12 protein-coding genes and 1 pseudogene are annotated in these 15,761 nt (G+C 58.3%); 2 read left to right on the plus strand and 11 right to left on the minus strand.

All coding sequences use genetic code 11. The features are described 5' to 3' along the window. Positions 1 to 15 precede the first annotated feature (15 nt). The 3 genes from AOC04_RS16165 to pmbA all read right to left on the minus strand — a co-directional run bounded on the left by AOC04_RS16165 (position 16) and on the right by pmbA (position 3,281). Positions 16 to 1,392, minus strand: coding sequence for a class II fumarate hydratase (locus AOC04_RS16165; RefSeq protein ID WP_060695110.1), 1,377 nt, complete (start codon positions 1,390 to 1,392; stop codon positions 16 to 18). Beyond that, positions 1,385 to 1,780 (minus strand): hypothetical protein, encoded by a 396-nt coding sequence (locus AOC04_RS16170; protein WP_060695112.1) that lies wholly within the window; start codon positions 1,778 to 1,780, stop codon positions 1,385 to 1,387. The genes AOC04_RS16165 and AOC04_RS16170 overlap by 8 nt, the downstream gene beginning before the upstream one ends. A 154-nt stretch (positions 1,781 to 1,934) precedes the next feature. Further along, positions 1,935 to 3,281, minus strand: coding sequence for a metalloprotease PmbA (gene pmbA / locus AOC04_RS16175; protein ID WP_060695115.1), 1,347 nt, complete (start codon positions 3,279 to 3,281; stop codon positions 1,935 to 1,937). Between the two features lie 107 nt (positions 3,282 to 3,388). Between pmbA and yjgA the strand changes: the two genes are divergently transcribed. Then, entirely contained in the window at positions 3,389 to 3,910 is a 522-nt protein-coding gene (gene yjgA / locus AOC04_RS16180) for a ribosome biogenesis factor YjgA (protein WP_003439877.1), read from the plus strand. Between the two features lie 45 nt (positions 3,911 to 3,955). Here the strand turns inward: yjgA and tldD are convergent, their stop codons facing one another. The 8 genes and pseudogenes from tldD to mreB form a co-directional block, all read right to left on the minus strand. Then, positions 3,956 to 5,398, minus strand: coding sequence for a metalloprotease TldD (gene tldD, locus AOC04_RS16185; RefSeq protein ID WP_060695117.1), 1,443 nt, complete (start codon positions 5,396 to 5,398; stop codon positions 3,956 to 3,958). A gap of 177 nt (positions 5,399 to 5,575) precedes the next feature. Then, positions 5,576 to 6,415, minus strand: coding sequence for a carbon-nitrogen hydrolase family protein (locus AOC04_RS16190; protein ID WP_060695119.1), 840 nt, complete (start codon positions 6,413 to 6,415; stop codon positions 5,576 to 5,578). Between the two features lie 36 nt (positions 6,416 to 6,451). Continuing rightward, positions 6,452 to 10,263: pseudogene (locus AOC04_RS16195) on the minus strand (YhdP family protein). Positions 10,264 to 10,335: 72 nt separating this feature from the next. Next, positions 10,336 to 11,793 carry a ribonuclease G gene (gene rng / locus AOC04_RS16200; RefSeq protein ID WP_060695120.1) on the minus strand — a complete coding sequence of 486 codons (1,458 nt, stop codon included), beginning with the start codon at positions 11,791 to 11,793 and terminating at the stop codon, positions 10,336 to 10,338. Between the two features lie 56 nt (positions 11,794 to 11,849). Next, the gene (locus tag AOC04_RS16205) at positions 11,850 to 12,455 is read right to left on the minus strand and encodes a Maf family protein (RefSeq protein ID WP_060695122.1); all 606 of its coding nucleotides are present in this window, start codon (positions 12,453 to 12,455) and stop codon (positions 11,850 to 11,852) included. 52 nt (positions 12,456 to 12,507) lie between these two features. Beyond that, positions 12,508 to 12,996: a rod shape-determining protein MreD gene (gene mreD / locus AOC04_RS16210; protein WP_060695124.1), complete on the minus strand. Its 489-nt coding sequence runs from the start codon at positions 12,994 to 12,996 to the stop codon at positions 12,508 to 12,510. Beyond that, the gene (mreC, locus tag AOC04_RS16215; protein ID WP_060695126.1) at positions 12,996 to 14,039 is read right to left on the minus strand and encodes a rod shape-determining protein MreC; all 1,044 of its coding nucleotides are present in this window, start codon (positions 14,037 to 14,039) and stop codon (positions 12,996 to 12,998) included. The genes mreD and mreC overlap by 1 nt, the downstream gene beginning before the upstream one ends. Positions 14,040 to 14,213: 174 nt before the next feature. Further along, positions 14,214 to 15,251 carry a rod shape-determining protein MreB gene (gene mreB / locus AOC04_RS16220; protein ID WP_003439856.1) on the minus strand — a complete coding sequence of 346 codons (1,038 nt, stop codon included), beginning with the start codon at positions 15,249 to 15,251 and terminating at the stop codon, positions 14,214 to 14,216. Positions 15,252 to 15,461: 210 nt separating this feature from the next. On the opposite strand from mreB, the gene gatC reads away from it, so the two are divergent. Then, on the plus strand, positions 15,462 to 15,749 hold the full coding sequence (gatC, locus tag AOC04_RS16225; protein WP_003439854.1) for an Asp-tRNA(Asn)/Glu-tRNA(Gln) amidotransferase subunit GatC: 288 nt from the start codon (positions 15,462 to 15,464) through the stop codon (positions 15,747 to 15,749). The last annotated feature ends 12 nt before the right edge of the window (positions 15,750 to 15,761 follow it).

A 15,761-nucleotide genomic window follows, 5' to 3' on the forward strand; every position in this document is an offset into this window, starting at 1 on the left:
AAGCAGTGTCCAGGGTTAAACACCGCCGGCAGTCAGTTTCTCGGGGTCTAGCAAGACCTCAAGCTGACTGCGCGACAGCTCTGTGTATTCAAGGGCAACGTCAATCACCGGGCGCCCCTGTTGATAGGCGGCCTTGGCAATTTCAGCGGCCTTTTGATAACCAATGATCGGGTTCAGCGCCGTCACCAATATCGGATTGCGCGACAGCGCTTCCTTAAGCTTGGCGTCGTTAACTTTGAAGCTGGCGATCGCCTTGTCAGCCAGTAAACGACTGGAATTGGCCAGCAATTCGATGCTGCTCAGCAGGTTCTGGGCAATCACCGGCAGCATCACATTCAGTTCGAAGTTGCCGGATTGACCGGCGATGGTGATCACCGTGTCGTTGCCGATCACCTGTGCTGCGACCATAGCCGTGGCTTCAGGAATCACCGGGTTGACCTTGCCCGGCATGATCGAAGACCCCGGCTGCAAGGCCTCAAGCTCGATTTCACCCAAGCCGGCCAGCGGGCCGGAGTTCATCCAGCGCAGGTCATTAGCGATCTTCATCAGCGATACGGCCGTGGCCTTGAGCTGGCCCGAGACGGAAACAGCGGTGTCCTGGGAACCGATCAAGGCAAACAGGTCTCGGCCTGGCGTGAACGGTACATTGGTCAATGCACTGAGCTGCTGACTGAACAACCCTGCGAACTGCGGATGGGCGTTGATCCCGGTACCCACGGCAGTGCCGCCCTGGGCCAGCGATTGCAGCGCAGGCTGCAGGTTGTGCAAGTGCCCGATATTGGCCTTGAGCTGTTGTGCCCAGCCATTGAGGACCTGGCTCATGCGCACGGGCATGGCGTCCATCAAGTGAGTTCGGCCGGTTTTGACATACACGTGAACCTGTTCAGCCTTATGCTCAATCACCTGCACCAGATGGGTCAGCGCTGGCAGCAGTTGCTCATGCAGGCCCAGCGCCGCGCTGACATGGATCGTGGTGGGAATGATGTCGTTGCTGCTTTGCCCGCAGTTGACGTGATCATTCGGATTAACCGCCTCTCCCAATACCCGGGTGGCCAGCGTGGCAATTACTTCGTTGGCATTCATGTTGGAACTGGTGCCCGAACCGGTCTGGAAAATATCCACCGGGAAGTGTTCCATGAAGTCTGCGGCCAGAAGGATTTGCACAGCCTCGACAATGGCGTTGCCCTGCGCCTCGCTGATCTGCTCGAGTTCAACGTTGGCCCTGGCAGCAGCAGCTTTGGCCAGGATCAGGGCGCGAATGAATTGCGCGGGCATACGCTGATGACTGATCGGGAAGTTATCCACCGCACGCTGGGTCTGGGCGCCATACAGCGCGGCCTCAGGTACGTGCAATTGGCCCATGCTGTCACGTTCTATACGCGTATTACTCATCAGGAAATCCTTGCAGCAGTTCTGTTAAAGAAATTGATGGCTCGAGCTCGCAGGTTGCCAATTGCCAGGCAAAGCTTTGCCAGCGCTTGAGGCGGCAGGTACACAGGGCTTGAGTTTCGATATCGCGCAGCGGGCGCCACGCGTGGTCCAGGCACAGGGTGCGCCACTGCCAGGGCAGCGCGGTGTCGCTTGCCGTGTCCAGCAGCAGCCGGAAAGTGGTCACGGCAATCGTCCAGGGTGACGTTGACGTGCAGGCGGCCAAATAACGGCCTTCGGCCAGGTAATGCTCAATCAGGCGCGGTTCGTCAGGCGCCAGCCCGCAACGGATCTGACGGCTCATCCAGCGCCAGCTTTCCAGATAAGGCCCTTCATGCAAGGCAGAACTCATGACCCGGGCTCACTCGATAATGAGACTCATTATTAAGCGATATTGATTATCAAAACAAGCCTGCTTGAGGATGTGCCGCACAAGCCTGTTACTGCGGGTAAAAAAAAGGCGTATCACCGAATAAGTGATACGCCCTGATCAGCAGCACACAGCGTTAACTGCCAGCCACCATCATTCGCTCAATCAGTACTGAACCGGTGCGGATGTTGCTGCGCAACTCCAGGTCATTACCCACGGCAACGATCTGCTTGAACATGTCGCGCATGTTGCCGGCAATGGTCACTTCCTGAACCGGGAACTGGATCTCGCCGTTTTCGACCCAGAAACCTGCGGCGCCACGGGAGTAATCGCCCGTTACCATGTTCAGCCCGCTGCCCATTAGCTCGGTGACGAACAGGCCACGCCCCATGCGCCGGATCAGCGCGGCCTGGTCTTCGTCACCATGGGTCACGAACAGGTTGTGCACGCCGCCCGCGTTGGCGGTGCTTGGCAGGCCCAGCTTGCGTCCGGAATAGGTGCTGAGGATGTAGGACACCAGCTCGCCGTCTTTGATGAACGGTTTGGCGTAGGTGGCCAGGCCATCGTTATCGAACGACGAACTGCCCATGGCACGCATCAAATGCGGGCGCTCATCCAGGGTCAGCCATTCAGGGAAGATCTGCTGGCCCATCGCGTCCAGCAGGAAGGATGACTTGCGGTACAGGTTGCCCCCCGAGATCGCCCCCAGGAAGCTGCCAAACAAGCCGCCGGCCAGCTCGGCCGAGAACAGCACCGGCACTTCGCAGGTGGGCACCGGACGCGAACCCAGTCGCCGGGCCGCCCGCTCTGCAGCGCGCTTGCCGATGGTTGCTGCATCCATCAACAACTCACCCTGGCAATTAACGTCATACCAGTAGTCACGCTGCATCTGGCCGTCGCCCTCGGCAATCATCACGCAGCTCAGGCTGTGGCGGGTCGAAGCCGAGCCACCGATAAAACCGTTGCTGTTGCCATACACCCGGCAGCCCTGGTGGGTGCTCAGGGTGGTGCCGTCGGCGTTTTTGATGCGGCTGTCGGCCTCGAATGCCGCGGCTTCACAAGCCAGCGCTTTTTCGATGGCTTGTTCCGGCGTGATATCCCAGGTGTGGAAGACATCAAAGTCTTTCAGGTCGCGCGCCATCAGGCTGGCGTCGGCCAGGCCCGAGCTTTCATCTTCAGAAGTGTGTTTGGCGATTGCCAGAGCCGCCGCAACGGTTTCGCGGATGGCATCGGGACCGGTGGCCGAAGTGCTGGCCGACCCCTTGCGCTGACCCACATAGAGCGTGATGCCAAATCCCTGGTCGCGGTTGAACTCAACGGTTTCAACTTCGCGCTGACGTACAGAAGTCGACAGCCCTTGCTCCAGTGACACTGCCACTTCACAGGCGCTGGCCCCCTGACGCCTGGCTTCAGCGATGATTTGCTCTACTTGCTCCTGCAGTGCCGGCAAGGCCTGCGGGCCGACGCTTTGTACTGCACTCATGGTTTTCTCCACTCAAATTCTGTTTTCGGCAGGGCCGCCGAGCGACCGGGCCGGACAAGCGGCCCCCGACTGGTTATCATGGCGGCGTTTCTTTGCGGACTGCCACCATGGTTGATTCTTACGACGACGCCTTCGACGGCGAAAAAAGCAAAACACAGGTCAAGAAAGAGCTGCATGCTCTGGTTGATCTGGGCGAGCGTCTCACGACACTCAAGCCTGATTTGCTGAAAAAACTGCCTTTGACCGACGCCTTGCGCAAGGCTCTGGCAGATGCTCCAAAACACACGGCCAATATTGCGCGCAAGCGCCATATGATGTTCATCGGCAAGCTGATGCGTGATCAACCGATCGACGAAATCCTTGCATTGATTGATCAAGTAGATGCCTCTTCGCGCCAATACAACGAACGTTTCCACGGACTCGAACGCTGGCGTGACCGCTTGATTGCGGGCTCCGACGACGTACTTGAAAAGTTCGTTGCCGATTTCCCCGAGACCGACCGCCAGCAATTGCGTTCGCTCGTGCGTCAGGCTCAACACGAACTTGCCCATAACAAGGCGCCGGCCGCAAGCCGCAAATTGTTCAAGTACATTCGTGACCTGGACGAGGTTCAACGCGGTCTGCGTTGATCCCCGACCAATGGGTGGGCTGCATTGCAGTCCACCCAGTCTTTATCACCCGCCTGTACCGCCTACGGTGATCGCGTCAATCTTCAAGGTTGGCTGACCCACACCCACCGGCACCGACTGCCCATCCTTGCCACACGTGCCCACGCCGCTGTCCAGCGCCAGATCGTTACCGACCATCGACACCTTGCTCATCGCTTCCGGCCCGTTGCCAATCAGGGTCGCGCCTTTGATCGGGTAAGTGATTTTGCCGTCCTCGATCATGTACGCCTCACTGGTGGAGAACACGAACTTGCCGCTGGTGATATCCACCTGTCCGCCGCCCAGATTCGCGCAGTAAATGCCTTTCTTCACCGATGCGATGATTTCGGCCGGATCACTTTCGCCACCCAGCATGTAGGTGTTGGTCATGCGCGGCATCGGCAGATGCGCGTAGGACTCGCGACGGCCATTGCCGGTGCGGGCCACACCCATCAGTCGGGCATTGAGCTTGTCCTGCATGTAACCCTTGAGCACACCATTTTCGATCAGCGTCGTGCACTCGGTAGGGGTGCCTTCGTCATCCACGCTCAACGAGCCACGACGACCCGCCAGGGTGCCGTCATCGACGATGGTGCACAGCTTGGAGGCAACCATCTCGCCCATCCGCCCGCTGTAGGCCGAACTGCCCTTACGGTTGAAATCGCCTTCCAGACCATGGCCGACGGCTTCGTGCAGCAACACGCCGGACCAGCCGGAACCCAGTACCACCGGCATGGTGCCCGCAGGAGCCGGCACGGCCTCAAGGTTGACCAGTGCCTGACGCAGCGCCTCACGGGCATACCCCATGGCACGGTCTTCAGTGAGGAAGTAACGGTAATCGGTACGCCCCCCGCCGCCATGACCGCCGCGCTCGCGACGGCCATTTTGCTCGACGATCACACTCACGTTGAAGCGCACCAAAGGCCGTACATCCGCAGCCAGGCCGCCGTCGGTGGATGCCACCAGAATGCGTTCCCAGACCCCGGCCATACTCACGGTGACCTGTTGAATACGCGGGTCGAGCGCCCGCGTGGCAGCATCGACACGCTTGAGCAGCTCGACTTTTTCTGCGCGGCTGATGACCTCCAGCGGGTTATCCGGCGCATACAGCTGAGCGACATCTTGCGTGGTGAAGGCTTGAACGGTGCCGTTTTGCCCGGCACGCGAGATTGATCGCGCAGCACGTGCAGCCAGACCCAGTGCTTCCAGGGTGATGGCGTTGCTGTAGGCAAATCCGGTTTTTTCGCCGGATTGCGCACGTACGCCTACCCCCTGATCAAGGTTGAAGCTGCCTTCTTTGACAATGCCATCTTCCAGGGCCCAGGACTCGGATATCTGGCCCTGGAAATACAAATCCGCCGCATCAATGCCTGGCCCGGCCAGATCACCCAAAACGCTTTGCAGGCTTTCAATGGTGACACCGCCCGGTGCCAACAGATGTTCGCTGACTGAGGTCAACAAGTCGCTCATATTCACTCCGTCTTGGCCCCTGCTTCAGCATCTTTGAGCGCTGAATCCACGGGCCTGAAAATTACTGCGGGAGCCAGCTTGCTGGCGATGCAGACAACTGGATCTGTCTGGCGCACTGCCGTGCTGCTATCGCTGGCAAGTCAGCTCCCACAAAAAATGCATCTAACCGAAACGGCTCTAAACTTGCTTCTGTGCACCCTGCGAAAAAAAACGCCGATGGTTCACCACCGGCATGCGGGCCCTGATGGCCGCTTGTTCTACGCTGTCACGCTCGGCCAGTAACACCCCTTCGCCTTTGGCCTGCTCTGCCAGCACCCGCCCCCAAGGGTCGATTATTGCGGCATGCCCCCAGGTTTCACGCGGCCCGGGATGTTCCCCACCCTGGGCTGCGGCCAACAGGTAGCATTGAGTTTCTATAGCCCGCGCACGAATCAGTACATCCCAGTGCGCCTCGCCGGTAACCGCGGTAAAAGCCGACGGCGCGCTAATCAACTCAGCGCCAGCTGCCCTTAACTCGCTATACAGCTCCGGAAAACGCAGGTCGTAACAGACGCTGAGGCCCAGTTTGCCTACCGGGGTATCGGCTACTACTACCCGGGTGCCCGGCGCATAGTCATCGGATTCACGGTAACGACCACGACTGTCAGACACGTCCACATCAAACAGGTGCAGTTTGTCGTACCGCGCTGCCTGCTCGCCATCGGCATTGATCAACAATGAACAGGCGTTGACCTTGGCGTTTGGTTGCCCCTCGGGCGGCAGCGGTAAAGTGCCTGCCACTATCCATAAGTTGAGGTCACGAGCAGTCTGTTTCAACCATGGCAGGATCGGCCCCTGCCCCATGGCCTCGGCGCGACCGATATCGACGACATCACGCCGGCCCATCGCCACGAAATTTTCCGGCAGTACGGCCAGCTGCGCACCGCGCTCTGCGGCCTGCTCCAGCAAACGCCGGGCCTGGGCCAGATTGGCCAGCACGTCGCTCTGACTGACCATTTGAATCACTGCAAGCGACATGGCGCACTCCTTGAACTGTCTGACGCCATGCTACTCCTAGTTTTTCTCAAAAGGCTTGTCGAACGTGATCTTCGGATCGATCCACGGGCCCTGGATGCTGTATTGCACACTGGCGAAGCGCGACACCTGATCACCGATCAGTTTGTTGAGTAAGAACATGGCTCCACCTGCCGCCGGTCCGCCCACCAGCAGGGCTGCCAGTGGCAGGTTGTTGGTCACAGGCAGGGTCACCAGCAGTTTGGCGTTGACCTGGTCGGTGATCATATTCAGCGTGCCACTGAGTTCAAGGTTCGTGGACGGCCCGGTCATCAGCACCGGCCGGGATGTGCTGTAAACCCCACTGCTGGCATTGAGCACACCTTTGACCCGGTCATAGCTCAAGCCTTTGCCAAACAGATCCGAGAAATCCAGACGCAAGCGGCGGCCGATGGCGTTGAAGTTCAACAGGCCAAAAATACGCAACACCTGAGCGCTGCCATCGACCTCGACAAACTGGCCTTTATTCAACGAAGCATCCAGGGTGCCCGAGAAACGCTTGAGGCCGATCCAGGCAGGAGAACCCGGCCAGCGCCCATCAACGTCCACATGGAAATTGTCACTGGTTACACTCGGCGCAAAGCCCCAGTTCTTCAATACGTCAGCCAGATTACGCCCGCCGATACGCCCCCTGTACCAGCTGTTGCTCGCACCGGCGACCCCATCCCAACCGCCCGAACCTTCGAGCAGCAAGCCCTTGAGCCCCAGGTTCAGATCGTTAAGGTTGATTCCGCGGCTGGTAGGACGCACTTTCAGCGACCATGCGCCCAGCAGGTCCGGCCCTTGATAAAGCTGGCGAATAATGATGTCCAGCGCAGGTATTTTGCGTGGATCGACTGAAGCCAGCGGGTCCGGGGAATTGTCGTCAGTCACGGCCTTGGGATCAGGTGCCGGCAGGCGAATGGTCTGCATCGTGACCACAATCGGAGCGTTTTTGGCATCGGGCAAGGTCACAGAGCCCGTGGCCTGCTTGCTGTCAATCTGTAGCCCCCAGGACGCCGCACTGCGCTTCATCTGCAGGCTGACCTGATCCAGTTGTGTACCGAACGCGGTCAGCTTGCCTACCTTGAAGTCCGCACTGCTGAGCATCTGCTTGGCGCTGCCTCCCGGGTCCTTGCCCGCATAGCGTTCCACCAGAGCCTGCCATGGCGCAACGTCTAGCTCCGACAGTACGCCGCGAATGCGTAACCCTTTGGTGGGCGGCAACACAGGGTCGCCATCCCCCAGGAACAACTCGCCTCGCCCATCTTCGAATTTGCCGTTGGGCGCAGCGAAGGTCAGGTTTGCCAGATCGCCGTAGTCAAACCAGTACCGGCGCTCGGCCCCCTGCAGGGTCATGCGGAATATGGTATTGCGGGTTTGGCTGGAGGTCAGGCCGAACGGTGCCGGCAGATCGACCACGGCGCCTTTTAGACTGGAACTGACCCGCAACTGGCTGTCGGCTCCATCCAGAGTGAGCTGCAGTTGATAAGGCAAATCCCCGGAGACGGGTATCGGCTGGTTGAACTTGAGCCAGTCAGTGAGTTTCTTGACCCCGACCTGACCGTTTGCCACCACACGGGTGCTCAGCCTGCCTGGCTTGCCATCAGCGAATATCTGCGCCGTAACCGGGCGATCAAAGACCCTTGCACTGATCCCTTTACCACTTAAGCCTTTGGCACTGTCAAAACGAAAGTCACCCTTGAGTTGAGTCAACTCAAGTTCGGGCTCGCTGAGTTTCAAGCGCGCCTTGTCGGTTTTGAAGTCCACCAGGATCTTCGGCTCTACACTTTTTTCCAGAGGGATATCGAGGTCGACACGGCCTTTGAGCGAACCTTCGCCTTGCCATCCGGCAAAGGTGTCGGCCGTACCGATCGGTGCTTCCTGAAGGATTTTCAGACCGTCGCCCAGGCCACCATCAAAATCGCCGTCCAGAAACAGGTGGCTGACCTTGCCCGCGGGCACATGGGGAATACTGACCGCGACATTGCGCACCTTGGTGTCGAGTAACTGACCTTGACTGGCCATGATGCGTACACCGCTGTCTTCGATGAATACATCACCCGACACATTGCGCACATGGGGCCAACCGGGCTGGAAATCCAGCTCGGCTCCATGAACCTTGAAGAACAGGCTGATATTGCGCGCCGCTGCCACCGCATCGTGACTGAGCGAGCCCTGATACTGGAAGAAGCCTTCTTCAACCTTGCCTTTGATAATGGCCGTACTCAGCCATTCGGTGAGCGCCGGGCTCAATACCTCAGGCAGGTATTTGGGGGTAAAGCGCCCATCGCCATCGCTCAGACCTACGCGCAGGTCCATGTAGTCTTCTTCAGAATGATCCATATGAATACGGATCAAGAAGTCAGCGGCAATCTTGCCTTCCTCCCCAGCACTTTGATGGCAGGCGCTATCAGGGTGAAGCTGTTTTTATCCAGCTTCCAGGTGAGCAAGGCGTTGGCCTGCAGGTATTGCCAGGGCTTGGCGAAAATCGGCTCCAGGTGCAGCGAGAAGTCTTTGCTGTCCAGGCGCAGCTCGCCCTTACCCAGATCCCCGCTGATCAGACCGCTGACATTACGTGCCGCAGGCGCGCCATGGGTGGCATTGAAACCCACTTGTTGCAGGTTGGCAGCAAAGCTGAGCTTTTGATCGTCGGTGGCATCGGGCCGATAGTCGACCAGCACATTGCGTAATGCCCCGGTCACCTTCAGTTGATCGATGACTTTAGCGGCGGCCTCTGGCACTGGCGCGAGGGAATCCATCAACGGGGTGATCGGAGTCAGATCCAGGTGATCGGCTTGTAAGTGCCAGCGTCCCTGCTCTTTGTCGGTAGCGGCGAACTGCTGCAACTGCATCCGGGTTTCCCAGCGCTCCTTGCCCAGATTCATCGCCAGTGAATCCAGCACCACTTTGAAGCCTTGATCTGCACGCTGGACCCAGGCATGCAGCGCCAGGTCCTCAACGGCCTCAGGCTTTCGCTCTGCGTAAGCACCGCGCAGTGATGGCGCATTCAAGCGCGCAACGGCACTTTGCACCGAGCCCTTGCTCCAGTTAAACCAGAATTCACCGCCGGCTTTTAGCTCGGACACTTTCCAGGGCTTGATCAGGCTGGCGGGCAACCACTTGGCCCAATCACTTTGCGGCAAGCTCAGATAGGTTTGAACCGCACCGTCGCGCCAGTGGCTGGCCTGGACCTGTGCCTTGAGGCTCATCGCCACAGGCTGGCCATCAGGCAGGGTGAAGCGGGCATCGAGCCGCTGATCAGAGGCTCCCGCATCAAGAGAGAGCCCCACATAGGTCAGGGTCATCGGGGCGTGCGCCCACGGTTCCAGAGTCACCTGGCTATCAAGCAGCGACACCCGGGCCACACGCTGCAATTGATTCAACAGCTGCTCAGGGTCCAGCGGCTGATCGTCCTGTACCGGCAACCCTTCAAGCGCCCAATGACCATTCTGGTCCTGACGCAAGCTCAGTTGCAGGCCATCAAGTTGCACATGGGCAAGACGAATTTCTCGGTTCAGCAGGCTGGCCCACATATCGGGAACCACCTGCACTTGATCCAGACGCAGGGCACTGTTGCCCTCCCCGACCATGACATCGTGGGCCAACAACACTGGCCTCATGCCACTCCAGCGCCCTTCAAGGCTGCCAATGGTCAGCGGCATATCCAGGACTTCGCGGGCTTTGTTCTGGACTTCTACGCGATACTCGGCGATCAGGGGTGTCAGTTCGCGACCCAGGCTGACGTACAGCGCCGTGAGCACCAGAATCAAGGCGACCGACCCTAGCCCCCAACGGGTCAACGCGGCAAAAAAGCGTTTTAGACGCTCCATGTCAGGCGGCCCCTTCAATGATGATCAAAGGGGCAGGAGTGAGCCCCTTTCTAATGCGGCATGCAGGATACTTCAGAGCAGCACCACGTCGTATTGTTCCTGGGAATACATTGTTTCGACTTGAAAGCGGATCGTACGCCCGATAAATCCTTCCAGTTCGGCGACGTTGCCCGACTCTTCGTCCAGCAAGCGATCGACAACTTTCTGATTAGCCAATACACGATAGCCAACAGCCTGGTAAGCGCGTGCTTCCCGGAGAATTTCACGGAAAATCTCGTAGCAGATGGTTTCCGCAGTTTTCAGCTTGCCACGGCCCTGACAGCATACGCAGGGCTCACACAGCACCTGCTCCAGGCTCTCGCGGGTGCGCTTGCGGGTCATCTGCACCAGGCCCAGCTCAGTGATACCGATGATGTTGGTCTTGGCGTGATCACGCTCAAGTTGTTTTTCGAGGGTGCGCAAGACCTGACGCTGGTGCTCTTCATCTTCCATGTCGATGAAATCGATGATGATGATCCCGCCCAGGTTGCGCAGGCGCAGTTGCCGGGCGATGGCGGTGGCGGCTTCGAGGTTGGTCTTGAAGATGGTTTCTTCGAGGTTGCGGTGCCCCACAAATGCGCCGGTGTTAACGTCGATAGTGGTCATGGCTTCCGCCGGATCAACCACCAGATAACCACCGGACTTGAGCGGCACCTTGCGATCCAGCGCTTTCTGGATCTCGTCTTCGACACCATAGAGATCAAAAATCGGCCGCTCGCCCGGGTAGTGCTCAAGGCGATCCGCAATTTCCGGCATCAGTTCGGCAACAAACTGCGTGGTCCGTTGAAAGGTTTCACGTGAATCGATGCGGATTTTTTCGATCTTGGGGCTGACCAGGTCACGCAATGTGCGCAACGCCAGCCCCAGGTCCTCATAGATCACGCTCGGGGCGCCGACGGTTTTGATCTGCGAGCCAATCTGGTCCCACAGGCGCCGCAGGTAACGGATGTCCATGAGGATTTCTTCGGCCCCGGCACCCTCGGCCGCCGTACGCAGAATGAAGCCACCGGCTTCCTTGATCCCCTCTTTGGCCACGCAATCGCTGACCACCTGCTTGAGGCGGTCACGCTCGGCTTCGTCTTCGATTTTCAACGAAATGCCTACATGCGCGGTACGTGGCATGTACACCAGATAGCGCGAAGGGATCGATAGTTGAGTGGTGAGGCGTGCGCCCTTGGAGGCAATCGGGTCTTTGGTGACTTGCACCACCAGGCTTTGGCCTTCATGCACCAGCGCACTGATGCTTTCTACGGCCTGGCCTTCGCGCAGGGAAATCTCGGAGGCGTGAATGAATGCCGCACGGTCCAGACCGATATCGACAAAGGCAGCCTGCATGCCGGGTAAAACCCTGACCACCTTGCCTTTATAAATATTGCCGACAATGCCCCGGCGCTGGGTACGCTCGACATGCACCTCTTGCAGAACACCGTTCTCTACCACCGCCACGCGCGATTCCATCGGCGTGATGTTGATCAGGATCTCTTCACTCATGGCTGGGTCTCGTTCAGGCGTCATCACATTAGTGCCACGTCTCGTAGGTGCGGTATTCAGCGCACGTTAAGGTTTTGCCAACAGGGTATGCCGAAATGCCCCAGCAGTTCTGCGGTTTCGCATACAGGTAACCCCACCACGCCCGAATAACTGCCATTAAGGCCTGCAACGAACACTGCGGCCAGCCCCTGAATGGCGTAACCACCTGCTTTGTCCTGAGGTTCACCGCTGGCCCAATACAGGCAGGCTTCTTGTTTACTGATGTTTCGAAAGCTGACCCGGCTTCTCACGACGCGAGTTTCACTGCGCTCGGCATCAATAAGCGCCACGGCAGTCAGTACTTCATGCTCGCGGCCAGATAACGCCATGAGCATAGCCAAGGCATCCACCTCGTCGACTGGCTTGCCAAGAATGCGACCATCAAGCACGACGGCCGTGTCAGCACCCAGCACGCAAAATGTGCTGCCGAGTATCGATTTGAGCAGCCGATCAAATCCCGCCCGGGCCTTTTCCAGCGCCAGGCGCTCGACATAGGCCACAGGGGATTCGTTTGCAAAAGGGGTTTCGTCAATGGCGGCACTGATTGTATTGAACGACACGCCGATTTGAGTCAGCAACTCGCGTCGACGTGGCGAACCAGAAGCCAGATAAAGCGAAAGCATCGTGACATCTCCCTGTCAAAGTGCACAAACCAGGAAATGGCTCGCGCTCCTGTTAATTGATTTTAAAACGTCTGCGCAACCCGCGCAGACCGTAACTGACCCAAGGCCAAAGCAGTGCGCTGACTAGCGCAGGCAGTATCAGCGCCAGGGTTGGTTGTCGGTTGCCGGTCAAAGCACTTAGCCACAACTGAGCCAGCTGAGCGAGACCGAAGATCACCAGAATCACCAAGCTTTGCTGCCACATGGGGAACATCCGCAGACGCTGCTGCAGCGACAGCACCAGGAACGTAATGAGGGTCAGAATTAATGCGTTCTGCCCCAGTAACGTGCCGTACAGCACATCTTCGGCCAGCCCCAGGCACCATGCCGTGACCATGCCCACCTTATGCGGCATGTAGAGCGCCCAGAAAGCCAGTAACAAGGCCAGCCAGAGCGGACGCAGGATTTCCATGAACTGCGGCATCGGCGAAATGCTGAGTAACAGGCCGATGGCGAACGTTAGCCAGATCATCCAGCCATTATTCGAACGGGTACTCGCCATTATTGCCTCTCCCGAGTCGTGGCCGGCGCAGCTGCTGGCGGGTTGGCTGCGGCGGGGGTTGGCGCTGGAGCAGGTTTTTTCACCGCACCGGAATGGCTGGCAGCCGGGACCGGAGTAGCAACCGGTGCAGGTGCAGGTGCAACCGCAGGCACTACCGGTTTGGGCACAGTTGCCGGAATGACCGGAGGTGCTTCACCGTTCTGCTCGGCCTCCTGGGCCTTGGCTGCATCGTTGGCGCGCTCTTCCGGGGTGCGGCTGTCGCTGAATACCAGCAGTAAATAGCGACTGCGGTTCAAGGCGGCTGTCGGAACGGCACGCACAATGGCGAACGGCTGACCCGAGTCATGAATCACTTCTTTGACGGTTGCCACTGGATACCCGGCCGGGAAACGCTGGCCCAGGCCCGAGCTGACCAGCAAGTCACCCACCTTGATATCCGCGGTGTCGGCCACATGGCGCAATTCCAGACGCTCGGGATTACCCGTACCGCTGGCAATGGCGCGCAAACCGTTACGGTTTACCTGCACCGGAATACTATGGGTGGTATCGGTCAGCAACAAAACCCGTGAGGTATAGGGCATCAGCTCAACCACTTGCCCCATCAGGCCTCGAGCATCGAGCACCGGCTGCCCCAGCACTACGCCGTCGCGTTCACCCTTGTTGATGATGATGCGATGGGTAAAGGGGTTCGGGTCCATGCCGATCAACTCGGCCACTTCAACCTTCTCGTTCACCAGCGCAGAAGAGTTCAACAACTCGCGCAGGCGAACGTTCTGCTCGGTCAGGGAGGCCAGCTTTTGCATGCGGCCCTGAAGCAGAAGGTTTTCGGTTTTGAGTTTTTCGTTATCCGCGACCAGCTCGGTACGGCTGCCGAATTGACTGGCCACACCCTGCCACAAGCGCTGCGGAAAATCGGTAATCCAATAGGACTGCATCAGCACCAGCGACATTTGACTGCGCACGGGCTTGAGCAATGTGAAGCGGGCATCCACTACCATTAGCGCGACCGATAGCACGACCAGCACCAACAAGCGCACGCCCAATGAGGGGCCTTTGGCGAAGAGCGGTTTAATAAGCCGCTCCTCCCGGGCAAGTGTTCAATTTATTCATACGGCTTCAAAGCGGCCTGGATGAAGATTGACAGAAGATAAACGCCAAAAGGCAGCACTGCAAAGTGCTACCTTCTGGTGATAACCATAGGACTGCACCACGCGATCTTATTCGCTGGAGAGCAAGTCCATCGTGTGTTTATCCATCATTTCCAGCGCACGGCCACCGCCACGCGCAACACAGGTCAGCGGGTCTTCGGCAACAATTACCGGCAGGCCAGTTTCCTGGGCCAGCAACTTGTCGAGGTCACGCAACAAGGCGCCACCACCGGTCAGCACCAGACCGCGCTCGGCGATGTCCGAAGCCAGCTCTGGCGGAGACTGCTCCAGCGCACTTTTCACAGCCTGAACGATGGTTGCCAGGGACTCTTGCAGAGCCTCAAGCACTTCATTGGAGTTCAGGGTGAAGGCACGTGGCACACCTTCTGCCAGGTTACGGCCACGCACGTCGACTTCACGCACTTCACCGCCCGGGAAAGCCGTACCGATTTCGGTCTTGATGCGCTCGGCCGTCGACTCGCCAATGAGGCTGCCGTAGTTACGACGCACATATGTGATGATCGCTTCGTCGAAACGGTCGCCACCAACCCGCACGGATTCGGCGTAAACCACACCGTTCAGGGAGATCAGCGCGATTTCAGTGGTACCGCCACCGATATCGACAACCATCGAACCGCGCGCTTCCTCAACCGGCAAGCCGGCACCGATGGCAGCAGCCATTGGCTCTTCGATGAGGAACACTTCACGGGCACCGGCACCAAGTGCCGACTCACGAATGGCGCGACGCTCTACCTGAGTCGATTTGCAAGGAACGCAAATCAGGACCCGCGGGCTTGGTTGCAGAAAACTGTTTTCATGCACCTTGTTGATAAAATACTGCAGCATTTTTTCGCAAACGCTGAAGTCGGCGATAACGCCATCTTTCATCGGACGAATGGCTGCAATGTTGCCCGGTGTACGGCCGAGCATGCGCTTGGCCTCGGTGCCGACGGCAACGACACTTTTCTGATTACCGTGCGTCCGAATTGCCACAACCGACGGCTCATTCAGGACAATACCGCGCTCACGCACGTAAATAAGGGTGTTGGCAGTGCCCAGGTCGATGGAAAGATCGCTGGAAAACATGCCACGCAGTTTCTTGAACATGGGAAAGGGACCCTAGGCAACGCGTGGGTAAAAAAGTGCGGCAAACTCTAACAACGACAGGGATTTTGGGCAAGGCGCCAATATGTTAAATTGGCAGCTTTTCAGAGCACCAACCCCCACAATCGCGGCCATATGACCGTAGAAATGCGGTAGTGTTCCGACAATCTAACACACGGATAGCATCCGTCCTGTTTTCCACTGGAGAATCCCATGGCGCTTGAACGCTCCGACGTGGAAAAAATCGCTCATTTGGCCCGCCTGGGTCTCAATGATGCCGATATCCCACGCACCACCGAAGCCCTTAATAGCATTCTGGGGCTGATTGATCAGATGCAGGCTGTCGACACCACCGGTATCGAGCCTCTGGCCCACCCCCTGGAAGCCAGCCAGCGCCTGCGCGCAGACGTCGTGACTGAAAGTAATCATCGCGAGGCTTACCAGTCCATCGCACCAGCGGTCGAAAACGGCCTTTATCTGGTTCCGAAAGTCATCGAGTAAAGGGAAAGAGCC

The sequence above is a fragment of the Pseudomonas versuta genome (genome assembly GCF_001294575.1).
In the GTDB taxonomy this organism is placed as follows: domain Bacteria; phylum Pseudomonadota; class Gammaproteobacteria; order Pseudomonadales; family Pseudomonadaceae; genus Aquipseudomonas; species Aquipseudomonas versuta.